Source organism: uncultured Methanobrevibacter sp., assembly GCF_902769175.1.
Lineage (GTDB): Archaea > Methanobacteriota > Methanobacteria > Methanobacteriales > Methanobacteriaceae > Methanobrevibacter.
This window is the reverse complement of record NZ_CACXNW010000018.1, coordinates 24,316-50,874: the sequence shown is the minus strand read 5'-3', so window position 1 is coordinate 50,874 and position 26,559 is coordinate 24,316. Positions and strand designations below refer to the sequence as shown.

Below are 26,559 nucleotides of genomic sequence, written 5' to 3'. Positions count from 1 at the left end.
AATTCATTGCCATCAATCTTTGCAATAAGACCTACAGCACCTTCAGCCTTAGGAGTTATCTTGATTGAAGTTCCTTAAACTAAAGTTAAATCCCAAACACTTAAAGTTGAAATTGCCTTCTCTACAGTCAGCCTAGCAGTAGTGGAATTGGCAGAATAATTGCTGTCAGCAGAATATTCTGCAGTGATGCAATACTCGCCAGCAGCCAAACCTGTGAAAAGGGCTTTTGCTATGCCGTTCTCAACAGTGACATTCTTTGAACTTTCGTTAACAGAAATTGTTATCTTCTGGCCATTGATGGCTTCAGGTACCTCCACAACAACTTCAGCGGTTTCACCATAAGAAATAGTCATATCTTTGACTTTAATTGGAACATCCTTTGTGATGACGATAATTCCATTATTGATTGTTACATCATCCAGCCCCCAGTATGATGCAGAGACATTATATTCACCAGGATTGTCAAATAAATAGGTTGACCACCATTTGCCTTCACCACTATAGTTTGCAATAACACTAGTGCCATTAGGAAGTATAAACACTAATATACCACCTACAACATCGTTTCTTGTATTTGATTCGGCAGTGATGTTTACCGCCCCTGATTTACTTGTCATGGAGGTCACGTTTACATAAAATTGCATGTTTGTTATCATGCATTCAGTATAGGTATAATATGAATCCTCCTTATGTCGAGCAAGAACAAAATAATCTCCTTCAACATTCTCTAAAACAATTCGGCCATTATTATCTGTAACCCTATTACTGTCTATAACAACGACACCATTAACTAACAAGAATACAGAGACGTTTTGACCGGCTTCATACTCAGATCTGGCCATTGGAAAAGGACCAGTGTGTTCAATGCCTCTTGAACCCCAATAAGTCAAATTGGAATATCTTATATCACAATTAGAATAAATTGCATTGAAAAGATTATCACGACCAGTGAAAGAAATTACAATATCGCTTCCATTCTTGACCATTTCTAAAGGGTATGCATCTGCCGGTTATTTAAGAAAAGTGAATTTGAAACTGATATAGTGGCGGAAGAACGTATGAAGTAAAGTGCAGAACCTGCAAAAGCATTATTGAATGTGAAATCACAATTTGCCATAGTACTGGATGAACTATCCTCACCAAAGTAAATTGCACCACCTGAACTTAATGCAGAGTTATTAACAAAAGTAGAACCTGTTGCAGTACCTACCTTTTCAAAGGCAATAGCACCACCAAAGTAAGCAGAATTATCAGCAAAAGTACAATCTGTTACTATAGCCTCATCAAAAAAGAAAATTGCACCGCCTCTGTAAGAAGCAGAGTTACCCTCAAAATTACAATTTGTTACTGTGCCCCCAGCAGCCCTATCAAAGTTAAGAGCACCACCATCGCTTATTGCAGAGTTATTAACAAAAGTACAACCTGTTGCAGCACCTAGATTTTCAAAGTTAACAGCACCAGCATCGTTTATTGCAGAGTTATTAACAAAAGCACAATCTGTTATTATACCCTCATTAATAAAGAAAATTGCACCACCATCAGTTGCATGGTTAGCAGTGAAATTACAATTTGTTACAGTACCTCCAGCAGCCCCATCAAAGCTAAGAGCACCACCATCGCTTTTTGCAGAGTTATTAACAAAAGTACAAGCAGTTAGATTCCCAAAACCTTTAAATAAAATAGCTCCACCACCAAACACATTAGAAACAGCAGAGTTATCAATAAAATTACAACTGTTTACAACACAATCGCCATTAGAATAAACCGCTCCCCCATAAAAGGCAGAATTATAAGTGAAATTAGAATTTGATACATTAGCAAAACCATTAATCAAAACAGCCCCACCACCAATCTCATTAGAAAGGGCAGAGTTATTAATGAAATTACAACTGTTTACAACACAACCTCCATTAAATAAAATAGCCCCTGCACAATTTGCAGAATTATAAGTGAAATTACAATTTTCAATAGTGCCTGTATCATTTCCAAAGTAAATAGCACCACATTCATTTTTTGCAGAGTTATTAACAAAAATACAGCCTTTCACAGTAGATTTACCAAAGAAGAAAACAGCACCGCCACCATATGCACTTGTCTCTACAGAGTTATTGGTAAAATTACAATTTTCAATATTAGCTGTAATCGCATAAATAGCGCCACCACCATAATGGCTTGAAATTGCGGTGTTATTGATAAAATTACAGTTTATTGCAGTATGAGAAAAGGAATGATGGAAGAAAATTGCACCGCCTGAACCAGAACAATTGTTATTGGTAAAATTAGAATTTTCAACGATACCAACCCTAGAAAAGTAAGCTGCACCACCATCATAAGCGGTGTTGCGGGAAAAACTACAATTTAATACTTCACCATCACTGTAAAAGTAAACTGCACCACCATCATTTGATACATCGTTATTAATAAAATTACAGTTTATTGCTTTACCATTGCCATTAAAGTAAACTGCTCCACCATCATAAGCATAGTTACCAGTAAAATAACAATTTTCAACGGTACCTGTATTAATCCAAACTCCACCACCTTCAGTTTTTGCAGAGTTATTAACAAAAGTACAATCTTTTACAGAACCAGAATTACCAATGTAAACAACACCATTACCACTCCAGCCGGTTAGTTTGTTATTATCAAAATTACAATTTGTTACATTACCATTAGGTAGATAGACAATACCAACAGTACTTGCTTCGTTATTAGTAAAATTACAATTTTCTACTGTACCATAGACATTAAAATATAATGCAGAACCAGAACCAACATCGTAGCGAGCATTTTTAATGGTCAGATTTTTAAAGGTTACATTCGCATTTGCAATGAATGTACGAATATTTGATCCATCCATATCAATAATCGCACCTTTACCATCAATAACACCAGCATTCTGGATAACAATGGAATTTCCGTAATCATAAGTATAATATGCATGCTGCAATTCTACATCTCCACCATAACCAATCTCTCTAGATAGTTCTGAATATGTGCTTGTATCCACAGCTAGTACATCCAAATCATTTGATTGTCCTGTTACTGTAATGACATCTGCCATATCCATTTCAGGAATAGCGTCAATTTCATTTAAAAAAAGTTCATCAGCAGTACTGCCCAATTCATTGGCAGATTCATCATGGGAATTTCCAATATCTGTTTCACCAAGATTCTCTTGATTATCATTCCCTAAAATTTCATAGTCATAACTTATATCTGTTTCACCAAGATTCTCTTGATTATCATTCCCTAAAATTTCATTGTCATACCTTAAGTCAATATCATATCCTTGACTTGATCTTAAATTTTCATTTTCATTGCTGAAGTCAATATCATATCCTTGACTTAAACCTAAATCCTCATTTTCTAGCAAGAGGGAATCTTGATTGCCCATATCTGCTGCACTGACAAAATTAGCCCCCAATAATATTAAAACTAGTAAAAATGAAAAAATGATAGCAGAATTTTTCATTGTTTTCCTCCTTACAACTAGTTCCAAAAAACATCTAAACTTATGTATATTTTAATATTTATAATATTTAAATTTTAGAAAAAAAATTTTAAATGATTTAAGTCATAAAAAATAAGAAAAGACAAATGAAATAAAAAAAAAAAAAAAGAAAAATAGAAAATTCTAAAAGATTTAAGTCATAAAAAATAAGAAAAGACAAATGAAATAATAAAAAGAGAAAAATAGAAAATTCTAAATGATTTAAGTCATAAAAAATAAGAAAAGACAAATGAAATAATAAAAAGAGAAAAATAGGAATTCAATGAAACAAAGATAAAAAGAAAAAAAACAAAGAAAAAAACTAGTCAGGATAAAAACTCCTAACCAGTGAAAAAAGTTTTAATCAAACTTTTGCAAGCCAAAGGCAAGTAAAAGTTTAGTTAGTCATCTAAAATAACTGCTGGCTTAATTAAGTCACGTGGTTTGTCTCTCATTAAGATCATAGCTTCTTCGATGTCATCAAACTTATCGAATTTGTGAGTGATTAATTTAGATGAGTCGAAACGGCCATATTCAATAAGATTAGCTAATTTTTCCATTCTTGCACGTCCACCAGGACATACTCCTCCACAGATAGTCTTAACAGCAAGTCCTTGACCCCATGCAAGACCGTCAATAGGGATGGTTTCAATACCGTCATAGTGTAATACATTACCAATAATACCACCGACTTTAAGAACAGATAAAGCTTCAGAGAGGGTGTCTTTACCTCCTCCACCAATTACAACTTTGTCTACTCCTTTTCCATCAGTTAAGTCCATGATTTGGTCTACAGTACTACCATTGTGGTAATCTACAATATCATGTGCACCATATTCTTTAGCTACTTTAATAGCTGCTGTACGACTTCCTACAGCAATAAGATGGGAAGCACCCATAATTTGTGCACCAGCTAATGACATAAGACCTACAGGACCGATACCGAAACAAGCTACAGTATCACCAGGTTTAATATCTGCAAGTTCTGCAGCATAGAAACCTGTAGTCATCATGTCTGAAATCATTACAGCTTGTTCTAAACTTACATGTTCAGGCAAGTGTGCTAAGTTTGCATCAGCTTGGTTTACGTGGAATTGTTCTGCAAATACACCGTGCTTGAAGGTTACAAAACTCATACCTGTACCCATACCATAACAGTGTTGGGAAAATCCTTGTTCTGCTGGTACAGTTAACCAGTCAGGAGTAATAGCAGGTACTATTACACGGTCTCCAGGTTTGAAGTCTTTGACTTTGTCTCCTACTTTAACAACTTCAGCGGTTGCTTCGTGTCCTACTACACGGTTAGGTGCATCGCTCATGTATGCATGACCCCATACGATGTGTACATCTGAAGTACATGGTGCCATAGCGAGTGGTTTACAGATTGCGTCATAAGGTCCACATTCATCGAGTTCAATGTCAACCCAGCCAAGTACGTCTTGTTCGATTCTTGCCAATCCTCTCATTTTATATTCTCCTAAATAATTATTTAAGAGTTGATCAAATTCTGGAATAATCTGGAAAATAATCATCTCTAATAATTAATTTAGTTAATAGATTATTTAAATCTTTATACTTGAATTGAATACTTTTCAGTCAAATTATATTAAACCTGGTTAAATATATAAATAATAATATTTATATTTAAAGAATATTTAGATAAAGATAAAAAATATTATCATTTGTTTAAATATAACTTTGAAAATATTACAAAGAATATAAATAAAATTTTTTATTGAACAAGTAAACAAAACCATTAATAAAAAAATATTAAAAAAAGAATAGTAAAAAAAGAATAGTAAAAATCAGATAAAAAAATTTAAAAATAAGATAAATAAAAAAAATAGAAAAATAAGTTAAATTCAAAAGAATTAAACTTACATTAATCTTCTAGAATCAGTAATTTCTGCACTAGCCACATTAGCTAAAGCAGTGACAGCGTCTTCAGTAGGTCCAGTTCCACCTTCACCGTCTTCTACGATGAATACAACATTTAAAGCTACTAAACCGAATGCAATAGGTTCATCAGTGATTGCTGCTTTTAATGCTTCTAAATCTACTTCTGGGCTTTCAGGCATTACTTTTAAAGTGTTTACAACTTCTCCCATAATCATTCCTCCAAGGGTTAATACTATTCTAAAATATGTTTAAAATTATTTCAATAATAATTATTCTCTAAAACAACCATTAATCTTATGGTCCTTCAAATCCGCATTCGCATTTGTAAGAGTGACCGAAAGTACGGCAACTTTCACATCTTGCGATAGGTTTACCACATTCTGGACAGTTGAATTGAACATAAGGTTCAATTAATGGTATTTCTTGTTTACAAGATTGACAGTATACTTTTTCCATATATATCACCATATATTATTAACATTTCAATTTATTAATTTATAAACTTAATGATTAACCTAATCTAATCTATTAATCTAATCCAATCGATTAACCTAAATACGATTTAACTAATCTATTAATCTAATCCAATCGATTAACCTAAATACGATTTAACTAATCTATTAATCTAATCTAATCGATTAACCTAATCGAATCATGACCTTATCTAATCTAAGCCATGAAAAACTTAAATCCGCTTAAGTTCACCTATGCATTAATAAAAAAGACAGTTAATTTTCATTCATTATGTATAAATGTGTATTCAAAATAATTATCCTTAATTTCACCATCACTTTGGATTATGGATAAAACTCTTTCTGGAAACTCTCCATTTACAACATAACAATCCAATCCATACTCAATCAACAAAGTAGGCAACATCAAATCAATTGATGATTCGTCAAAAGTCAGTAGTTTATTTACATCAATTTCATTAATCAGTTCTGCTCCACTTAAAGATGGATCTTTAGTATATATACCATTTACATTTGTTGCTATTAAAAGCTTTGCATCCAAAAGGCTTGCAATATATGCTGCAATTGAATCGCTTGTCACATCCCATGAATGTGCAAAAGGTTCATTTTCCTTTAGAATGTCTGAACAAATCATGATGGGTATCTTATTCAAATTAGATATGCTGATTGCTTCTTCAGCAGTATAGCTAATTTCTGTAAATGCTAATTTATCATTCAGCAATTTTGCTAAAATATCCATAGAATCAATAGCTGTTTCATGAGTTACATCTTCTGAAAATCCTATTAAAGAATCATATTTTCTAATAAGATTAGCAAATTCTCCTCCACCAATAACAAACAAACAGTTTTGGCCTTTTAATGCATTTGCCAATTCAATAGCTTTTTGTGGGAATAAACTTCCGCCAATCTTAATAACCCATTCAATAATAATATCACAACTGAATGATGAATAATTAAAAAATTTAAATTTTTATAAAATATAGAATATTCAAAATATAAAATACTTATAAAAATAGCATTTATTAACTATTTATTTTTTACCTTATATATAAGTTAGTATTTTTCAATGAAAAATTAATGAAATCCATAGCAAATCTCTAATAATCTACCCAATTTCAACCAACCCAATTTAAAAAACAAAAAAGAATATTTATTATATAAAAAAAATATATAAAAAAATAATTGAACAAAATTAAACCAGGCACATAATTACAGTAATTAAAAAACCCAATTTAGCCAAAGAAAAACCACTGAGAGATAATATGCTTGATAAACTATTTAATGATAAGAAGTTCCTTTTCCTATTCTCATTTCTTCTGGAATTTGGATCTTATTATTTGCTACAGGTAACAATTCCCAATGCTCCATCCTTTTCACCGGAGCTAGGATTGTACCCAATATTAGGTTTGATGTTCGGACCTATAGGGCCATTAGGTGCAAGCGTAGGGATTTTGACTATGAATCTTTATTTAGGCTATAATATAATAGCATCATTGATTGATTCAGGAATATGCTTTTTTATTGGCATAATGACATACAAATTATGGTATTCAAAAATTGGAAAGTTAAAACCAAATATCCCAAGGTTTAATTCGGCATTAAGCATTTTAAAATTATTAATAATAATGATTATCATCACAAATGTCTTTTTCATCCTGATATTCTATAGCGCCAGTTATATTGATGGATTCGATTTAGCATATACATTTACTGATCTAATCGATTTAAGAGATTATTCCCTAAGCATGCTTTATTTTTCATTGCTATTCGGTTTAATGTTTATAAGCATTTTCAATATATTAAAAATCCCATTGCAATTTCCTAAAAAATGGAGAAGCTTACTGAATATTGATAACAAGTACATTTTATATGGATTTTTAATAGCTTTAATTTATTCAATTCTTTCAGCAGTTTTATTCATTTACGGAATTAATATTGGGCGTTCATATGCCGCTTTGTTCATAATAGTTTCAATATTATGCACTATAAATAAAATGGACATGGATTTTGAAATAAAAAACGAAAATTATTTTATAATCGAATATATCATCATCACTTTTATATTGATATTAGTCATTGCATTTTTTGCCACTATTAATGACTTTAGAGCCATAACAGATCTCCTTTTCAATGATTCACCCCTTGAATTTAGAACACAGACCACATTAGCATATACCAGTGTTTTAATATTAATTCTCTCATTGGTACATATTCATTATATTGAAAAAACAATAACAAACCCAATGTATGACCTGATTGATGCATTAAACAAATCAAAAGTCGAAGATATGATAAACACCGAAAAGGTATTGGATTCTCGAATACAAGGTTATTTAGATAGAAACGATGATTTTTCAAGATTAGTGAACTCAATGCAAATGCTAAAAAACAATATTAGGTCTTATTTATCCCAAATTAAAGAGACAAAGGAAGAAAAAGAAAGAATGGAAACAGAATTTAATGTTTCAAGCAAAATCCAATCCAATATGATAAAAACCGATTTTGATGAATTCTCAAAGAATAGGGAATTTGAAATCTTTGGATTAATGAATCCTGCAAAGGAAGTAAGTGGAGACTTTTATGACTATTTTAATATAGATGAAGAGAATATAGGATTTGTAATTGGAGATGTGTGTGGAAAAGGAATTTCTGCAACATTGCTTATGGTTAAAACCATGTATCTGATTAGAAACCATAGCCAAATCAATGAAAATCCTGAAATAGCAATGTCAGAGGTAAATGATTTATCCTGCGAAAGAAATGATGAGAACCTATTTGTTACAGCATTTTACGGAAAATTAAATTTTAAAACTGGAAAACTAACATTTGTTAATGCAGGGCACAATCCCCCATTAATTAAAAGAAATAATCCCAATGATAAAGTTATGGATAATAAATCTCTTAAAACCAATGAAAAGGATAATGAAACTCTTAAAACTGATGAAAACAGTTTTGAAAAAAATGATGATGAAAATAATTTTGAATATTTAAAAATCAGACCAAATTTCGTTATTGGAGGAATGGAAGAAATTGAATATGAAAAGCAGGGAATAAACCTAAAACCTGGAGATATAATATTCATGTACTCAGATGGGATTACCGATACGAATAATGATCATAAAGGATTTTATGGAGATGAACGCTTAAGAAAAACCTTAAATCATCTTAAAGATAAAAGTTTAGAAGAGATAGTTGAAGGAATTAAAGAAGATGTGCATCTCTTCTGTGACGGCAAAGATCAGTTTGATGATGTGACTATGCTAATAATAAAATATATAGGTTGTGAAAACAATGAATAGAATTAGAAAGCTCTTCAAATCAAACCTATTTATATTATTATAAATTATGTACCCCCGTATTAAAATAAGAGGAAGTAAACTTCAAATCAAACCTATTTATATTATTATTCTTAATTATCATAAATGGCATAGCCATAGCAGCAGGAAGCCTGATGAATACACAATTTAATCTTATGATTTTATTTGTAATTCCGTTAAGCTTATTATGGGGCCCTATTGCATGCATAAGCATTTTGTTAGTGGCATTTGCATATTCGATTATAACCGGTACAATCAATCCATATACATTAATACTCATTATTCTCACTTTTCCCCTCAATTTAATGGTATGGAAACTATGGTACACAATATTGAATCGAAATGGCTATGAGATTCCCAATATGGGAAGTCTATACAACATAATTAAAATATTGGCAATCGTTTTAATCAATGGAATATTTATTTTAGCGATATTTGGAGGATATGTCAACAGCGTATTAAACCTCAATGTTTTTCTATTGCTACATTTAAACTTAATCGCCACAATATTCATGATATACTTTGTTACTCGATTTAAAATACCTGTATACACCCCTAAAATGCAGTTCAGAAACATTATGCCAAAAAAGGCATTTACAATTGTATTGCTAATGGGAACTGGCCTTTGCCTCATAAAACTCCTTTCGAAAGAAATGATTTTTCCAATGTTGAATACCGTTTTAATAATATTATCCATATTAATTTACTATCTTAAGCCATATGATGAAGAAGTATTTAAAATCAAAGAGAACTATGATTTAAATCTATTTACTAAAGGAACTATTTCCATATTTTTAGTATTGTTTGTTATTATAGTAATAATACAAGCCATAAATTATGTTCTTATTAGTGCAACAATGGAAATAACCCCTTTTGAAGCAATCATCAGCACTCTCAAATCTGCAAATATAACATTTATCTTTTTCATGGTACCGACACTGATTTATCTATACATATTGGAAAAAAATGTCACAAGCCCTATCAATAAAATATCCGAAACAATATCTAAAAAAATTGATGTCCGTGAAGACTATTATGAAATTGAAAAGAATTTGAAATCCTTAAAGATTAATAATGAAATTAAAATATTGGTTGACTCAATGCTTATACTAGAAGATAAATATTTAGAATATGAAGACAATCTAATGAAAGTGAATTCTGAAAAGGAAAAACTTGAAGTAGAGCTTAAATTAGCCCATGATATTCAAGAATCCATGATTCCAAAAGACTTTGAATCATTTAACAAAAAATTAGAAAATAAATTCGAACTTGATGCATATCTAAATGCAGCATATGAAATGGCAGGAAACTTTTATGACTATTTCCAAATTGATGATGAAAACATAGGATTTGTGATTGGAAATGTGGATGAAATAGGAATGCCTGCATCTTTAATAATGGTTAAAGCGATTACATTAATCCAAGATTATTTAAGATACTATAAAAATCCATCTAAAGTATTGTACAAAGTAAACAACATCCTTTATGAAGACAATGTAGATAATAATGGAATTAGTTGTTGGCTTGCAAAACTTAATATAAAGACTGGAAAATTATCTTTTGTTAATGCAGGACACGAGCAAGCATTTATTCGCAGGAATAATGGCAATTTTGAATCCATGACTAATGAAAGAGATGATAAATTGGCAATTATGAAAAACATCTCATTTAAAATTCATGAAATGAAGCTGAAAAAGGATGATGTTATATTCCTATGCACAAATGGCGTGACAGAAGCAGAAAACAAGGCCCATGAACAATATGGTGAAGAAAGGTTAATGGAAAACTTAAATAAACATGGGAACAATGATTTAAGCCTCATTATAGACAATATAAAAGATGACCTTGACAATCTCTGCAATGACAATCAGCAAAATGAGGATAAAACAATGTTCCTCATTAGAATAAACAAGGACACTTATGATAAGCCAAATGAAATGGAAAAACAATACGAAAGAAATGTGAATGATAAAGTCAAATCAATCAGATTAATCCCTGAATTGTCTAACTTGGATACACTTAACGAATTTATCCATGATACTCTAGAAAGCTTTGAGGTGGATTTGATTGTTGAAGAGACATTCGTAAATATTGTAAACTATTCTATCTGCGAATATATCGTTGTCAATGTGGAATATGAAAATGACCTAATGGCAATAGAGTTTATTGACAACGGCAAAATGTTCAATCCTCTTTCAAAAGAGGATCAGGAAAAGCCAAAAACAATTGAAGACGCGGAAATTGGAGGGCTTGGAATAATGCGGATAAAAGAAATGTCTGATGATTTGGAATATTATTATACAAATGGTGAAAATCACTTGAAAATATTTAAAAAAATTGAATAAACTTATAATAGATAAATTATTAATAGAAATTATTATAATATAAAAATATCGATAGGTGAAAGAATTCAAAGGTGATAATATGAATATAACAAAGAATTATGATGGAAAAGAATTGACAGTAACTGTTGAAGGTCGTGTTGAAACTACTTCTGCAAAAGAATTAGAAAATGCAATCAAAGAGGAAATAGGTAATTTTGACTCATTAATTCTTGATTTTGCTAATTTAGAATACATATCAAGTGCAGGCCTTAGAGTAATGCTCATCACTCAAAAGAAATTAAAAGGAACCAAAGCAGAATTAACTATAAAAAATGCCAATGAAAAAATTAAAAAAGTATTCAATGTTACTGGATTTGACAAAATCATAAATATCGAATAATAAAAAAACAATTAAAATAAAAAAAAAAAATAGCCAATAAAAAGAATCTGAAAAAAAAACAATTAAAATAAAAAATAGCCAATAAAGGAATCTGAAAAGATGATAAAAATAGCTTATTGCAATGTAGAAGACCTTGATTTGAAGAAAGCTTACCCCCTCGTTTCCAAAGAAAGGCAGGAAAAGATTGATTTTTATCGATTTGAAAAGGATAAGAAACTTTCTGCAGGAGCATATCTTCTTTTGAAAAAATTATTGGCTGAAGAAAATATTATCAATTTTGAATTTAAATTAGGCAAATATGAAAAGCCATACATACATGACAATGAAAATATTTATTTTAATTTAAGTCATTCGGGGAAAATGGTTTTATGTGCAATATCTGATAGGGAAGTTGGTGCAGACATTGAAATAAATGACCCTGAAATTGATTTAAAGATAGCTAAAAATTACTTCTACAATGAGGAGTATAAATCCATAATGAAATCAGACAATCCAAGTGATGAATTCTTCAAATATTGGGTATTGAAGGAAAGCTATATGAAATATACTGGACTTGGATTTAATTTAGACTTGGATAGTTTTGAAATTGTCATTGAAGATAAGATACATCTTAGGGAAGACAACGACAATCTTAAATTTAATCTATTTAATATTGAAGGATATAAAGTCGGAGTAGCAAGTGAATATGAAACGACTGAATTAATAGAAATTGATATTGAAGAATTATTTTAAAAAAGATCAATTAAAGATAAAAAAAAGATTAAAAAAAGTGGGATAATGAAAAAAAATTTAAAAAGGTCATAACATCATTCATATTAATGGCATTATTTTATTTAGCTAATGCAAATTTAAGCGTGCGTTGGGTTTATGGAATATTTGCCCCTCATGTTGGAGCATTATACTTTATCGGACTTCTCTTCGGACCCTACGGTGCCATAGGTGCAGTGATATGCAATGTATTATTTGATTATGCAGGAGGGTATACTCCCCTTGAAATAATATCCTCAGAGATTATAAGTTTTGGAGTTTTAATGCTGGCATATAAACTATGGTATTCACATTTAAGGGAGCAAAAAATTACTCAGCCAAAACTGGATAACATCTACCATTTAATATTATTCATCATAAGCATTTTAATATGTGGATTAATCTATTCTCAATCCCACAGTCTTTTAATAAACAGTTCCCAGGGAAGTGATAAAGGATTTGTCCTTGGAATAGATTACTTTATTAATTTCATTAATATAGCATTTGTTTTTGGAATGGTAAGCATTTGGCTGTCAAGAAAAATTGATTTTGTGGATCTCCCAAAAAAATCCAAGAGAAAAGCAAATAAAAAACTATACAGGACAATATTTATTTGTTTGATGCTTGCTACAATAATATCTATAATCAACCCTATTCATTCTCAAATGGTTTATATCATTGAAGTAATAATAATTGGAGTTCTATTGATTGGGTATATAACTAAGCCTAATGAATGTGATGTAGAATACGACAATAGAGTAACAATACTTGAAAAAATCATAACCGTTACCCTTTTAATAACCTTATTCATAGCCATTGTTGGCATAGTCATGTCCTTTGTAGGCTATCCAAATCAATTCTTAAATTTGAAAACCATTAGAAAGATTTTCCCTACAATGCCAGTGCTGATAATAACTGATATGATTATCGGCATATTCCTTATTCCATGCTTTACAATATTAAGATATGTGGAATATAAAGTAACCAATCCCCTAACATCATTTTCTGAAATCGAGGAATTCATCAGCGAAGATGAAAGAATCGAAGCTGAAGGTCTGCTGGAAATTTATTCTGAATATACTGGAGAAAATGATGAAATTGGAAAACTTGCACGGAGTTATACAAACCTAATAAAACATAATAATCATTATATTGATAATATTCGAGAAATTGAAGGTGAAAAAGAGCGTATTCAAACAGAACTGGAAATTGCTAAGAGAATTCAAGCATCAGACTTGCCAACTGCACCTATAGAAAATGAAGATTTTATTATCAATGGATATTCCCATCCTGCAAGGGAAGTAGGAGGAGACTTCTTTGATTACTACATGATCGATGAAGAAAATTTAGCATTGATTATTGGTGATGCATCTGGAAAAGGAATCCCTGCAGCAATTTTGGCAATGAAAACACAGGTTCTGATAAAGCAATTATTAAATCATGAAGAGGGCCCTTCAAAAGTGCTATGCTCACTTAACAATCAATTATGCGAACATAATTCCGAATCCATGTTCATTACATTATGGTTAGGAATATACAATAAAAACACAGCAAAATTAACTTTTTCAAATGCAGGGCACAATTACCCATTGATTAAAGAAAATAATGAATTCAAATACTTGAAGATTGATAATGGACTTATCCTTGGAGTCTTTGAAGATTACGAATTTTTGGATGAGGAAATTCAATTGACAGAAGAGATATTCATTTATACTGATGGAATAACTGATGCCCATAATAAAGATTACGAGATGTATGGCACAGAACGGCTTTTAAACTTCCTTAATGAATTTGAAGATGGAAAAGAGCCAATCACACCATTATTAAATAGCATCCATAATTTTACTGAAGGTCAAGAACAATTTGATGACATGACTATGATATATTTAAAAAATTTAAAAAATCAATAGGAATTGAGAAATCAATTAAATAAAAAAACACAAGAACCAGAATTTTAAAAAATCAATAGAAATTAAGAAATCATTAAAATAAAAACACAACCCCCACAGAAAATGAAAAATCCTTTTAATAAAAATACAAAATTAGAATAAAAAGGCTTTGTTGAAATCCTATAAATTTGTATAAAAATTTTTAAAAAATAACTGTAAAAATTTAAAAAAACTTTTAAAAAAGGTTTTCAACAGACCTCATAAAAAAAATAGAAAAGTTATAGAATACATCTCTAACGTTTAACTTTAACTTTTGTTTTTATAATGTCTTTAAGGTAAATAATGCTTACAGTATATTGTTTGCCTTGTTTTAGCTTTCTGGTAACTTTTCTCTTAAGAGTGACCTTTGCAAGCCCTTTTAAATTGGTTTTCGCCTTGTAAGTTTTTCCCTTAAACTTAAAGCGTATAAGCTTATTTTTAAGAGCCTTTTTGCCATTCCTTAGACTTGCCTTCAAAACTAATTTTTTAGCATATTTTCTAACCCTTACAGTCTTTTTAGAGCTTAATACCTGTTTGACAATTACCTTATTCTTTACAGACAATCCAGCATATTTTGCCCATATGCTGTAGGTTCCTGGCTTAACTGTATAAGGTATCTTTAGGCTTGCGATTCCCTTAGAGTTTGACTTGACCTTATAATTTTTCTTGTTGATTCTGAATATGACAAGCTGTTTAGCCAATGCCCTGCCGTTTTTGCTTAAAACCTTTACCTTATATCTTGATCCATCATAATAATACATGTTAAGGTTTTTGTTTCCAACTATTCTTGATAGGACATTAATGGTGTTTTAACTCTTTGGCCTTTGTAGCTTGCAGTGATTGCATAAGTTCCAGGCTTTAGGGTTTTTGGTATTCTTAAGCTGGCAATGCCCTTATTATTGGTTTTTACCTTATAGGTCTTCTTATTGAGTTTAATCACTACAATCTGATTTGAGCCAACCGGTTTGGCATTGTCACCATAAACCTTTAGAGAGTATTTTGTGCCATTGTTGTAGTACATCCTAATGTTCTTGTTTCCTGAAAATCTTGAAACAACATTAATGACACTTTTGGACTGCTCCTTAGTTATTGGGTTTGTAACTGTAACAATCTGTTTAGCAGTTAGCTTAGCAAATGGGATTGTAATGTATCCATTGCTGTCACTAGAGTAGGTTTTTGCCTTTCCATTTACTGTAACAGCAACATTAGCATTCTTGATTGGACCACCACTGGAATTTAACAATCTAACCTTATAGTCATAATTGCTGTTGTATCCCCTTGATGCATCTGGTGCAACAATTGTGCTTTTAATCTCAATAGGATATACTGCCTTAGTTCCATTATAATCCACATCGATTGTATAGTTTCCAGGCTTTAAGTTGACTCCAATCTCAACAATTCCATTTTCATCTGCCTTTAATGTGGCTTTAACTCCATTTATTTCAAAGGTAATATCTGCATTTGGCTCAACTTTCAATGTAAATGGGGTTTGGTCAGTGTAATATTTTACTGAATGGTTTGCAATTACAGAGTTTGGAATGAAATAAGCCTTGATTGAAACAACATTGCCATCTATGCCAATGTCTTCAAAACCTTCGCCATAATCTACAAGACAAACGCCTTTTTGAAGAGGGAAATAGGAAAGACTGCTTACAGGAGCAAATTTCCCTTAAATTTCTATACGGAACTTGTCACCTTTATTTACTGCAATGGCCTTATTCAATTTAATTGTTTCATATCCTCTGACTGTTGATTTTCCGCTTTGAGAATAAACTTGAGCGCCATTTACAGAAATGACAATCTTATAGCTTGCATTTGCCTTATCGAAATATGTTCCTATAGCAGAAATCAAATCATTTCCAGTTGCAGTATAAACATTTGCATAAGCTTTAGCCTCTTCGGCAAAATCATAAACAAATTCATTAATTGCAAAATCGTATTGGTAGTTTTTAGTGTAAGGGCTGTTTCCGTCGATTACAAATCCTACAGGAGAGTTTAATGTGAAGATTGCATTATCATAATAGGACACATAGTAATATCCATTGTCTCCCCATTCCTTACCCCAACTGTTTTGCAGAATCCAAGCCCCGTCACCTGGAGGAGTCTTTATAAAGTTATTTTTAGAGAAATTGTCATCCCAACCGACTAAAACTACAAAATGATTAGATTCAGCCTCTTCAAAATCAGGCTCAGGATAGTAATATGCAGCATAAGTCTTTTCATTGTAATCATCTTTTATTACAGAATTAGGAGCATTCACTGTAACTGATAAGGCACCATACTTTACTAACGCTTCCTTATATATCTTTAAATTACGTGAAGAATCAATTATTGGAAATGCAACAATTCCTTGAAGATGGAATTTTTCCTGACTCTTAGGAACAATAGCTATTCTGCCTAATTCATCAAAGGCAACATCTTCATTTAAATTGCCTCCAAGCCAACTTAGGAAGTATGAATTCGCAGCAAAAGCATCTCCACCATCAGCACTTTCAGCATCTCCATAAATTGAAAAGCATTTTGGATAAAATACAATATTGTTAACAGAGAAATTTGCTTTAAGAGCACCTCCAGTTGCTTTTAATAATGCCATTTCAAGAGCGGTTGATGTGCCGAATGCCCAACAGTTTTCAGTATGCTTTTGATCTTTAACAGCGCTTTCAATGCCAAAATCCTTTAAATTAAAGTAGGAAGCGGAAGCGTAACTCTCATCTATGATTATTGGATTAAAATCAATATCTATGTTATTGCCTTCAATAACCCACTCATAGTCTTGCTGATGGTACTTTTGAGTTCCATCTGCAAAAGTGTTGTTTTTTGAAATAGATGAAGGCTTATCAAAAGTGGTGTAAATGTCTTGACCATTTCCTTTAAAGTAGGAATCCAAGATACTGTAAAAAGAGATTTCTGCAAAAACAGCGCTGGCATAGTCTGCCATGTTATCTGTAAAATTGCAATACCTGATTCTGAATCCATCACTGATACTAAAGCCATATACAGCAGTTCCCTTTAATTCACTGCTTAAATTCATTAAGGTGTTGTTTACAAAGTTTGAATAAAAGATGTTAGTGATGAAAGTTATATTGGAATAAATAGCTCCTCCTTGATATTTTGCAAGATTGTTTGTGAAATTTGAATGTTGAATCTTTAGTTCACCACCTAAATTAAGAATTGCACCACCAAAACCGGATGAACAGTTAGTGAACTGGGAATTGCTGACAAACAAGCCAGCTCCAGAATATGATGACAACATTTCAAAGTATATGGCTCCCCCATTTCTTGTTGAGGAAACATTTATGAAAGAACAGTTTTCAACAACATTTACATATTCCATTAAACTTGTTACTGCAATAGCTCCTCCAGTCATATTTGCAAATAGATTAATGAATTTGCAGTTTTTAAAAGTGTAATTAACATCATTACCAAAAAATGCTGGAGAATAGATTGAAGTGAGGTTTACAAAATTAGTGTTTAAAACACCCAAGTTAGATTCTTTCAAATAGAGCAACCCATAATAGAGCTCCTTATCACTTGAAAATGTTCCGTTATTCAAATTTAAAGCGGAATTCTCCTGAAGATAAATAGCTGCACCTTTTTCTGCATAGTTGTTAATGAATTTATCATTATTGCTGCTATAATCAGTATTGTATCCACAGACCGCAGCTCCTTCACTAGCAAAATTATCCTTAAAAACAAGATTGGATGTGATGATATCAGAGTAATTGGATCAAATTGCAGAGCCATTGGAATTGATAAATGTAAGGTTATTGATTGTAATTCCAACATCAAAAAGCTTAAGGATTTTCCCTTGGTGTGATCCATCAATTATGTGATTATTTCCATTAATCACCAAGTCCTTTTTGCTTATTGTAATTCCATTAATGAAATCCATATCAGTTTCAGCATTAAAAGCATAATCAGAACTAATTTCCAAAACATCTTTGGCAGAATTGATCTCAACATCTTAAATTTTTAAATGATAAAGGATTGCCTTCCCCTAAAGGGTTTTCATCAAGGGATTCTCTTATAACATCCTCTCCATCATCAAATGAATCCCTTAATAAGCTTTTTTCCTCTAAATTATTTTCCCCATTATCTGCAATTGATATGTCTTCAGCAATGATTGAATCTGAGCCAATAGAATAGCTATCCATTGCAGAACCCATACTTAAATCAGCCATGTCATCTGCACAAACAATGCCGATTGACAATAATACTGTAAAGATAGCAAATAATGCGAATACTATCTTTTTAATTTCCAAATTATCATCCTCATTTACATTATAAAAGATATTTGTTATATTTATAGATTATAATATATAAATGACTTATAAAAAATCTAACAGGAAATATGAAAAAATTAAAAAAAATAAAAAATGTTTAATTAATGATGAATTTATTTTAGATAATGATAGAAATGTTTAAAAAATTAAAAATTGTTCACTTTAAAATGTATTTAATCCTTCCATACCCTAATCAAAAACAGGGAAAATGAAATCATCAAAAAGCCAAAAAAATCCAAACACCACAAAAACAGGGAAAACGAAATCATCAAAATTTTCAAAAGGATTATAAAAATTAAATGAATTAAGTTAATAATCAAAAGAAACAAAATAATTATAAGAAAGAATTATTAATAAAAATTTATAAAATATTAAATGTAATTATAAATTATTATTAACTGCAAAACTATTAATTAGCAGAATAAAAAATTAATTTAAACAGAGTGATTTTTTTAGAGGAAGAATATGAGTAAAAATAGGATAGAATGGATTGACTATGTAAGGACATTAGCTATCTTAACAGTTTTATACATTCATGCAACTGACGGAATCTATATCATATCTTCCGATATGATAATGAATTATACATTATTTTCAAGAGTTTTCCAGTTTGCATCATTGTTTATAGGACGTATTGGTGTTCCATTCTTTTTAATGATTACAGGTTATCTCTTATTGGATAGAGTTTATGATGACGAAAAAGTACGTAAATTCTGGAACACAGGATGTAAAGGATTGATAATAGTTACGGTTATTTGGGTGGCAATATACTTTGTCACATTGCAATATGTAGCTGTTTTCGCCCCAGAAATTAATATGGCGGAAGCAGGAACTCTTTTCTTTAGCCATATGTGGTATATGCCAATGATTATTGGAATGTATCTCTCAATGCCATTTGTTTCCAGCGCTATAAATAATTTTAGGCCACAAACAATTTGGCAAGCCACAATAGTATTTACCCTATTGGCATTCATACTCCCGTTCATCACATTGGTATTGGATATAATGGGTGTTCAGAACATAAATATACAATATTGTCTTGGTTTCAGTGGAGGAGTGTATGGAATCTACATTATTTTAGGATGGCTAGTTAAAAAAGATTTCTTTAAAAAGTATTCTTCAAAACTATTTGGAGCAATTGCAATAGTTTCATTCCTAATTTGTTTAGGATTCCAGTATTTTGCATTTCAACAAGGATATGATTTCTACCTATGATATGAGTTCCCATTCATATTAACTGGATCATTTGCATTGTTTGAATTATGTTCCAGAAGACAACATATCAGAGGAATAAAAGGAATCGAATTCCTTTCCAAATACTCATTTGCAGTATTCTTAATACACAACATATTTAGAATTCCTTTATTGCCAATAGTGTGCATCTTGCCATTTACAGAGCCAGTGAAAGCTATAATACTTTGGATTTTATTAATAATCTTCAGTTATGCAGCTGCTGCACTGATATATAGAATTCCTAAATATGGTAAATTCATTTTATACATGAGATAATTCATTATCTCATATTTTTTTTATTTTTATTTAATTTTTATTTTCATTTTATTTTTTTAAGGATCAATGAAAAAATGCTTTTTTTAGTATATGGGCTGTTTTATTCAAAAATAGTGTTTTTTTAAGCAGTCGCATTATAAATAATAGAAATCATTTAAAGTATTAATTATTCAAACTCTTTTTTAAGTTCCTTAAAGGTATCCCTTGCTTCAGGAATAGGGAATAATGGATAAATATGAAACATTCCACTGCCAACAACCAAACGAGCATCGACATTATCTCTTTTAAGATTTTCATAATACTTTAAAATGTCTTTATAAAATATTTCATTATCTCCAACAAAAATAAGTGTCTTAGGCAAATTGGAATTGTCTCCAAATAATGGGCTGACTTTATAACCTTTTGTCTCTAATTCTCCTGCCCAGACTTTTCCTATTTCCCTTAGCCCCACTTCACCAAGAATTGGATCTGAATCATTGTCATAAGGAGTATTGCTAAGTGAAATGTCAACCCATGGAGAGTAAGTGATTATATTATCTGGCTGAGGCAGATTGATTTCATTTAGATATTGGCAAAAGGACAAGACAAATCCACCACCTGCAGAATATCCCATCAATGAAATATTGTCATGCTCTTGAATTAGGCTTTCATAAAAGCCTCTAATCAAGTCAAATGTTTCCATTGCACTATGAGCTGGAGCAAGTGGATAAACCGGCGCCAAGACATAAGCATCCAGTTTTCTTGAGAGCAATAAGCAGAACAGGTAATGTTGCCAGCTGATTTCACCTATAAAAACGCCTCCATGGACATATACAATCAAATTCTTAGCGCTTTTATCTCCAAATTCAAAGACTTGCAATCCATTGAAATCCCTGCTTTTAAAAATGCTTTTTACAGGCTTATCTTCAGATTGCTCTTGTGATAAAAGCTCTTTGACCTTTTCTTGAGAGCCCATATAATCAGGTTTTGTAAAAATTAGAATCTTCTCTTCTACCTTTGCAATAAATGATTTGTCTTTAGCCATAAAAATATACCATAATAAGCAAATATAAAATTAATTTTGTTCTTAAAACATATAATACTATTTGAAAAATATTAAAATAATAAATTGAAAAATTTAAAATTACGTTGATTTCCATAAGAAATATGAAAAAAATTAAAAAAATGAAAATTAAGTTAAATTCCATAAAAAAATTAAAAAAAAATTATTTAAATTATAAAAAAATATTAAAAAAATGAAAATTAAGTTAAATTCCATGAAAAAATTAAAAAAAATTATTTAAATTATAAAAAAATATTAAAAAAATGAAAAAATTAAAAAAAAATTATTTAAATTATAAAAAAATATTAAAAAAATGAAAAAATTAATAACTTCTCTGCTTTACAATCAAGAATAAATAACTAAAAGCATTAAAAAATATAGCAAAATAACTATTAATAATGACTGATAAATAATATAATATTAACCCAACTATTGAATCAAATTCAAAGGTGAAAAAAATGCCTTTAAAAAGACTAGATTATACATATAATTTTATCAAACCACATATCCTCAGTTTTATTCTGCTTTTATTCATTGTCTTAGTTTTAGATTTTATCAATGCAAATGAAGGAGCATTTCAAGGAAAAAAAAGAACTGTTAAGAGTTATACTGGGAATCCTATTGACAATCCTTGTTAATGGTTATGGCTTATGCATAACAAAAGAAGTAATGAACAATAGAAACAGTTTGCCAAAAATAGAATTTTTTAAATCCTTTGTATTTGGAATAAAAGCTTCAATTGTAATAATAATCTATACAGCAGTCCAATTTTTAGTATTGACATTTGTTTCTTTAGTATTTGACTTCCCATTTATTTCAATAAAAGAAGGAGAAATACTGCTTCTAAACGTTGGAAGCCTATTCACTGCTCATGGATCCTTGGAAACAATTTTATTTATAGTTTTCGTTATCATAACCTTCTATATAAGCACATTCTTTTTGGAAATAGCCCTTGCAAGACTTGCAGATAAAGGAAAAATAACTTCTGCATTAAATCTATATGCGATTAAAAGATGCCTCGGCACAATCGGTTGGGGATCTTATACCCTCGATTATACCAAGCTTATTCTTGCAATTGCAATTTTGGCATATATAAAATACGGAATTGATTTCGTTTTCATTGGAAATGAAGTGTTGGATATGCTTATAGGGGTTTTAATATTTATAACTGAATTCATTGGAATAGGAATGATTTATAAGGTTTATAAAGTTAAAACATCCCATTTGAGTAGACCTAGAAGAAGGAGAAACTTTTAAAAAAAAAAAAAATACAAAATTAAATACAGAAATAATACAAAAATAATCAAAAATAATCAAAAATAAATACAAAAAATATTAACTGGTGTTAAAGAGTATACAGAGATCTTATATTCAATAGTAGATATCCTATTAGCTATCATAATTTTCTATATTCTATGCCTCCTAGCAAGATTTAGTGCAAATAAACTTAAAAAACATATAAAAAAGATTTCAAAGAATAGGTTGTTTAATCCTGAAGAATATTTCCCTAAAGAGGAAATTGATACATTAAAGCAAGTTTATTACTTAATAATCCTGTTTTTATTATTCATATTCATATTATTCTCATTCTTAGGGAATGAAAACTCAAGATTCTTTGCACTTATAGAAGTCTTGTTTATGGTAAACATTGCCCTTGGATTAGAGTATAACACATGGAAAAATAAATTATTATTCTTCCTTATAATTCCTTATGAAGCATTATCCTTTTTAATAGTTGGAGATGTAGGATACACAATATTAAGCCTGATAAACTATATTCATGTTCCAATTCTGATTTATCTAATGTACTTAATTATAAGCACTTTAGGGAATACACTGAAACCAATAGTTTAGGAATAACCATTGTTTTATTGTTTTCAATAATTTTCATTAGCTTTGTATTTACAATGATTGTAGAAGGAGTAAGTCCTATAGACTCTATAGATATGGTATCCAATGCATTTACAAGTAACGGTTATGCGATTTTAGGAAGCACTACCCTTGGAAAAGTAAATAGCCTGCTTTTAGTTTGGAGCGGGTATATTTTATCTGGTGTAGGTACTGCCACATTGACAGTAGCTATCCTAACAAAACAATTCAATAAAAGGATTGAAAAAATAGAAGAGAAATATGAAAAATCAAATATTGAACTAAAAGAAATGCTAGAGGAAAGCAATAAGGAAATTAAAGAGATGATTAAACAAAATAAGGAAAATGATAAAAATAGTGAAAATATTGAGAATATAATAAATGTAAATTAGAATAAAAATAGATAAACAAATCTAAAAAATACAAATCAATAAAAAAAAGACAATTATCTAAATAGATAATTGATACAAATATAAAATAATCTAAAACTAAAATTAGATTATTTTATAATAACTTTAAATCACCAGTTATTTCACCAATTACATCATCTAAAACTTTAAATTAACTTATAATAACTTTAAATCACCAGTTATTTCACCAATTACATCATCTAAAACTTTAAATTAACTATAATAACTTTAAATCACCAGTTATTTCATCTATAACATCATCCTCATCAGGACCTAATCCTAAAACAGTGATTGTTGATTGAGGCAATTGGGTTCTGCCTGCATCAGTCACTAAGTAATAAGCAACTCCTTTTGCTCTTGCCCGTTCCCTTAACATGAAAAGATCATGAACTGAAGGAACTTTTAAAACTACTTTTGCATAAGCCTCATTTTCCCATTTTCTAATCTTTTCCTTGTCAGCTTGCTTATATGCACCTATTGCAGCGTGACAACATTGAGCAGCTATCTTACCTTTTCCCATCTTAATGTCTGTTCTTACAATCATTACCTGTTTCATTTAAATCACATAAAATTAATTAAAAAAAAGTTTAAATCAAATCTGATTTTTTCTGTTAATTATCATATATATTAAACTCAAAATTATTTAAATTTAACTTTAAAAAGAGAAACAATGAAATAAATTCTTATTTTGAAAAAAACAATGGAAAAGTAAGAATACACAAAATTATTATAAACCATTAAAAACAAAATGTATTTATTATAAACTATTTCATAAAACTTCAAACCATTGAAATTAGGATTTGAAGTTTTTAAAAAAATAAAACTTTCAAACATTAAAGTTTTAAACCAAAATAACTTAGCAAAACATCTAAGTTTTAAAAAATTAAACTTATTAGATTATTATTAAAGGATATGGAGATAAAATGAGCAGAATTTCTATTTTAGACAGGGACAAATGCCAACCTAAAAAATGTAACTTTGTATGTATGCACTATTGTCCTGGAGTACGTATGGAAGAAGATACAATTGTAATTGATGAAAAGACTAAAAAGCCACTTATTTCAGAAGAATTATGTTCTGGATGTGGTATTTGTACCAACAGATGCCCATTTGGTGCAGTCAGCGTTATTAACTTACCTGAAGCTCTTGATGATCCAATTCACAGATATGGACAAAACAGCTTTGAATTATTTGGACTTCCTACCTTAAAAGAGGGAAGCGTTCTTGGTTTGCTTGGTCAAAACGGTATCGGTAAATCCACAATCATGAGAATCCTATCAGGAGAATTGATACCAAACTTAGGAAATTATGAAGAGGAAGCGACCTGGGAAAATGTAATTGAATATTATAAGGGTTCAGCATTGCAAAACTACTTTAAATTATTGCAGGCTGGAGAAATCAAAACCATTCACAAGCCACAAATGGTGGACCAGCTTTCAAAGGTAGTTCAAGGAAATGTGAAAAGCTTGCTTTCCAATGTTGATGAAAGAAACAAGCTTGATGAAATAGTAGATGACTTAGATCTTAAAAATGTCCTTGAACGTGACATGCAAAACTTAAGTGGTGGGGAACTTCAAAGAGTAGCTATCGCTGCAACTGTTCTTCGTGAAGGTGATTTCTACTACTTCGACGAACCTACATCATGGTTGGATGTCCGCCAAAGATTAAATGCAGTAAAGGTAATTCGTTCCCTTGCTGAAGCAGACAAATCCGTACTTGTAATTGAGCACGACTTAGCTACTTTAGATGCTATGAGTGACAACGTTCACTTGTTATATGGTGAACCTGGTGGATACGGTGTAGTCTCAGGTAATAAAGGTGTAAGGGTTGGAATCAATGCATACATCAACGGATTCCTTCAAGAGGAAAATGTAAGAATCAGAAAACAGCCAATTGAATTCAGCATTCGTCCGCCAACACCAGAGGATGATGGAGAAGTCTTAAGTGAATACAGCGACCTTAGAAAAGAATACGATGGATTCACATTAGAAGCGGAAGCAGGTAAAATCTACCATGACGAGATTGTCACTGCATTCGGTTCAAACGGTATCGGTAAAACCACCTTTGCAAAAATATTGGCAGGAGTGGAAAAACCTACTGAAGGAGAAATTTTAGAAGAGGTGGAAATTGCATACAAACCTCAATACATTGAATCTGACTTTGATGGAACTGCACAGGAATACCTTTTCGCAAATGCACCTACATACGGTTCCAACATCTTCAACAGTGAAGTGGGAAGACCTCTTGCACTTGACAACCTCCTTGACAAAAAGGTCAAGAAATTAAGTGGTGGGGAACTTCAAAGACTTGCACTTGCAGTTACATTATCACAAGATGCAGACATTTATCTTTTCGACGAACCTACTGCATTCCTGGATGTAGAGCAAAGACTGATAGCTGCAAGAGTAATTAGAAAAATAATTGAAAGCAGAAATGCAGCTTCACTTATTGTAGATCACGATATCGTATTTATCGACTACATTTCAGACAGAGCAATGGTCTTTAGTGGAGAACTTGGACTCAATGGTATAGCTTCCAAGCCATCAGACCTTAGAACAAGCATGAACCAGTTCTTAGGAGACTTGGACATTACCTTTAGAAGAGATAAGGAAACCAAACGTCCTAGAGTAAATAAATTAGATTCTTACCTTGACAGAGAACAGAAAGAGCAAGGTGAATACTACTACTTAAAAGATTAGTGAAAAAATATTTTAATTTTTCACTATTAAAAAATACATTATAGTTTTTAGATTTTTTCTAAAAACTAATTTTACTTTTTTTAATATTTTTTAACAAATTTTCATTTCATAAAGATTGGAATTTTAATCATTCAAATAGTTTGACAATATACGAATTATATTTCAT

24 protein-coding genes and 1 pseudogene are annotated in these 26,559 nt (G+C 30.7%); 11 read left to right on the top strand and 14 right to left on the bottom strand.

Annotation, left to right across the window (positions count from 1 at the left end):
• Positions 1 to 74: 74 nt before the first annotated feature.
• The 6 genes from QZV12_RS07660 to QZV12_RS07635 all read right to left on the bottom strand — a co-directional run bounded on the left by QZV12_RS07660 (position 75) and on the right by QZV12_RS07635 (position 6,790).
• Positions 75 to 986, bottom strand: coding sequence for an Ig-like domain-containing protein (locus QZV12_RS07660; RefSeq protein ID WP_295619727.1), 912 nt, complete (start codon positions 984 to 986; stop codon positions 75 to 77).
• Between the two features lie 2 nt (positions 987 to 988).
• Positions 989 to 3,475, bottom strand: a complete 2,487-nt coding sequence (locus QZV12_RS07655; RefSeq protein WP_295619726.1) for a right-handed parallel beta-helix repeat-containing protein — start codon at positions 3,473 to 3,475, stop codon at positions 989 to 991.
• A gap of 419 nt (positions 3,476 to 3,894) precedes the next feature.
• Positions 3,895 to 4,959, bottom strand: a complete 1,065-nt coding sequence (locus QZV12_RS07650; protein ID WP_295619722.1) for an NAD(P)-dependent alcohol dehydrogenase — start codon at positions 4,957 to 4,959, stop codon at positions 3,895 to 3,897.
• 411 nt (positions 4,960 to 5,370) lie between these two features.
• Positions 5,371 to 5,601, bottom strand: a complete 231-nt coding sequence (locus QZV12_RS07645; protein ID WP_295619719.1) for an elongation factor 1-beta — start codon at positions 5,599 to 5,601, stop codon at positions 5,371 to 5,373.
• Between the two features lie 85 nt (positions 5,602 to 5,686).
• Complete coding sequence (locus tag QZV12_RS07640) at positions 5,687 to 5,848, bottom strand: zinc finger domain-containing protein (RefSeq protein WP_295619716.1); 162 nt, start codon at positions 5,846 to 5,848, stop codon at positions 5,687 to 5,689.
• Positions 5,849 to 6,127: 279 nt separating this feature from the next.
• Entirely contained in the window at positions 6,128 to 6,790 is a 663-nt protein-coding gene (locus tag QZV12_RS07635) for a delta 1-pyrroline-5-carboxylate synthetase (protein ID WP_366925551.1), read from the bottom strand.
• A gap of 337 nt (positions 6,791 to 7,127) precedes the next feature.
• Here QZV12_RS07635 and QZV12_RS07630 point away from each other — a divergent pair, with 337 nt between their 5' ends.
• Positions 7,128 to 9,164, top strand: a complete 2,037-nt coding sequence (locus QZV12_RS07630) for a SpoIIE family protein phosphatase (protein WP_295619713.1) — start codon at positions 7,128 to 7,130, stop codon at positions 9,162 to 9,164.
• Positions 9,165 to 9,201: 37 nt separating this feature from the next.
• On the opposite strand, the gene QZV12_RS07625 is transcribed toward QZV12_RS07630, so the two are convergent.
• The gene (locus QZV12_RS07625) at positions 9,202 to 9,462 is read right to left on the bottom strand and encodes a hypothetical protein (protein ID WP_295619710.1); all 261 of its coding nucleotides are present in this window, start codon (positions 9,460 to 9,462) and stop codon (positions 9,202 to 9,204) included.
• A gap of 25 nt (positions 9,463 to 9,487) precedes the next feature.
• On the opposite strand from QZV12_RS07625, the gene QZV12_RS07620 reads away from it, so the two are divergent.
• The 4 genes from QZV12_RS07620 to QZV12_RS07605 all read left to right on the top strand — a co-directional run bounded on the left by QZV12_RS07620 (position 9,488) and on the right by QZV12_RS07605 (position 14,563).
• Positions 9,488 to 11,527 carry a SpoIIE family protein phosphatase gene (locus QZV12_RS07620; RefSeq protein ID WP_295619707.1) on the top strand — a complete coding sequence of 680 codons (2,040 nt, stop codon included), beginning with the start codon at positions 9,488 to 9,490 and terminating at the stop codon, positions 11,525 to 11,527.
• 79 nt (positions 11,528 to 11,606) lie between these two features.
• The gene (locus QZV12_RS07615; protein ID WP_295619704.1) at positions 11,607 to 11,906 is read left to right on the top strand and encodes an STAS domain-containing protein; all 300 of its coding nucleotides are present in this window, start codon (positions 11,607 to 11,609) and stop codon (positions 11,904 to 11,906) included.
• A gap of 99 nt (positions 11,907 to 12,005) precedes the next feature.
• On the top strand, positions 12,006 to 12,638 hold the full coding sequence (locus QZV12_RS07610; RefSeq protein WP_295619701.1) for a 4'-phosphopantetheinyl transferase superfamily protein: 633 nt from the start codon (positions 12,006 to 12,008) through the stop codon (positions 12,636 to 12,638).
• A gap of 86 nt (positions 12,639 to 12,724) precedes the next feature.
• On the top strand, positions 12,725 to 14,563 hold the full coding sequence (locus QZV12_RS07605) for a PP2C family protein-serine/threonine phosphatase (protein WP_295619697.1): 1,839 nt from the start codon (positions 12,725 to 12,727) through the stop codon (positions 14,561 to 14,563).
• 272 nt (positions 14,564 to 14,835) lie between these two features.
• Here QZV12_RS07605 and QZV12_RS07600 read toward each other — a convergent pair whose 3' ends face one another.
• The 5 genes from QZV12_RS07600 to QZV12_RS07580 form a co-directional block, all read right to left on the bottom strand.
• Positions 14,836 to 15,342 carry a hypothetical protein gene (locus QZV12_RS07600; RefSeq protein WP_295619694.1) on the bottom strand — a complete coding sequence of 169 codons (507 nt, stop codon included), beginning with the start codon at positions 15,340 to 15,342 and terminating at the stop codon, positions 14,836 to 14,838.
• Positions 15,343 to 15,362: 20 nt separating this feature from the next.
• Positions 15,363 to 16,058: a hypothetical protein gene (locus QZV12_RS07595; RefSeq protein WP_295619691.1), complete on the bottom strand. Its 696-nt coding sequence runs from the start codon at positions 16,056 to 16,058 to the stop codon at positions 15,363 to 15,365.
• A 192-nt stretch (positions 16,059 to 16,250) separates the two neighbouring features.
• Positions 16,251 to 18,134 (bottom strand): C1 family peptidase, encoded by a 1,884-nt coding sequence (locus tag QZV12_RS07590; protein WP_295619688.1) that lies wholly within the window; start codon positions 18,132 to 18,134, stop codon positions 16,251 to 16,253.
• A gap of 174 nt (positions 18,135 to 18,308) precedes the next feature.
• Complete coding sequence (locus QZV12_RS07585) at positions 18,309 to 18,515, bottom strand: hypothetical protein (protein WP_295619685.1); 207 nt, start codon at positions 18,513 to 18,515, stop codon at positions 18,309 to 18,311.
• Between the two features lie 22 nt (positions 18,516 to 18,537).
• A complete protein-coding gene (locus tag QZV12_RS07580) occupies positions 18,538 to 18,843 on the bottom strand; it encodes a hypothetical protein (protein ID WP_295619682.1) in 306 nt (101 codons plus the stop codon).
• 486 nt (positions 18,844 to 19,329) lie between these two features.
• Here QZV12_RS07580 and QZV12_RS07575 point away from each other — a divergent pair.
• Positions 19,330 to 20,373: pseudogene (locus QZV12_RS07575) on the top strand (acyltransferase).
• Between the two features lie 166 nt (positions 20,374 to 20,539).
• On the opposite strand, the gene QZV12_RS07565 reads toward QZV12_RS07575, so the two are convergent.
• Complete coding sequence (locus QZV12_RS07565) at positions 20,540 to 21,397, bottom strand: alpha/beta hydrolase (protein ID WP_295619673.1); 858 nt, start codon at positions 21,395 to 21,397, stop codon at positions 20,540 to 20,542.
• A 476-nt stretch (positions 21,398 to 21,873) separates the two neighbouring features.
• On the opposite strand from QZV12_RS07565, the gene QZV12_RS07560 reads away from it, so the two are divergent.
• From QZV12_RS07560 to QZV12_RS07545, 4 genes are all read left to right on the top strand, one after another.
• Positions 21,874 to 22,053 (top strand): hypothetical protein, encoded by a 180-nt coding sequence (locus tag QZV12_RS07560; RefSeq protein WP_295619670.1) that lies wholly within the window; start codon positions 21,874 to 21,876, stop codon positions 22,051 to 22,053.
• Entirely contained in the window at positions 22,037 to 22,672 is a 636-nt protein-coding gene (locus QZV12_RS07555) for a DUF4013 domain-containing protein (protein ID WP_295619666.1), read from the top strand. The genes QZV12_RS07560 and QZV12_RS07555 overlap by 17 nt, the downstream gene beginning before the upstream one ends.
• Positions 22,673 to 22,897: 225 nt before the next feature.
• The gene (locus tag QZV12_RS07550) at positions 22,898 to 23,269 is read left to right on the top strand and encodes a hypothetical protein (RefSeq protein ID WP_295619663.1); all 372 of its coding nucleotides are present in this window, start codon (positions 22,898 to 22,900) and stop codon (positions 23,267 to 23,269) included.
• A 17-nt stretch (positions 23,270 to 23,286) separates the two neighbouring features.
• Positions 23,287 to 23,676, top strand: a complete 390-nt coding sequence (locus tag QZV12_RS07545; RefSeq protein WP_295619660.1) for a hypothetical protein — start codon at positions 23,287 to 23,289, stop codon at positions 23,674 to 23,676.
• A gap of 235 nt (positions 23,677 to 23,911) precedes the next feature.
• On the opposite strand, the gene pth2 is transcribed toward QZV12_RS07545, so the two are convergent.
• Entirely contained in the window at positions 23,912 to 24,250 is a 339-nt protein-coding gene (gene pth2 / locus QZV12_RS07540) for an aminoacyl-tRNA hydrolase (RefSeq protein ID WP_295619657.1), read from the bottom strand.
• Between the two features lie 367 nt (positions 24,251 to 24,617).
• Here pth2 and QZV12_RS07535 point away from each other — a divergent pair, with 367 nt between their 5' ends.
• Entirely contained in the window at positions 24,618 to 26,393 is a 1,776-nt protein-coding gene (locus QZV12_RS07535; RefSeq protein WP_295619654.1) for a ribosome biogenesis/translation initiation ATPase RLI, read from the top strand.
• The last annotated feature ends 166 nt before the right edge of the window (positions 26,394 to 26,559 follow it).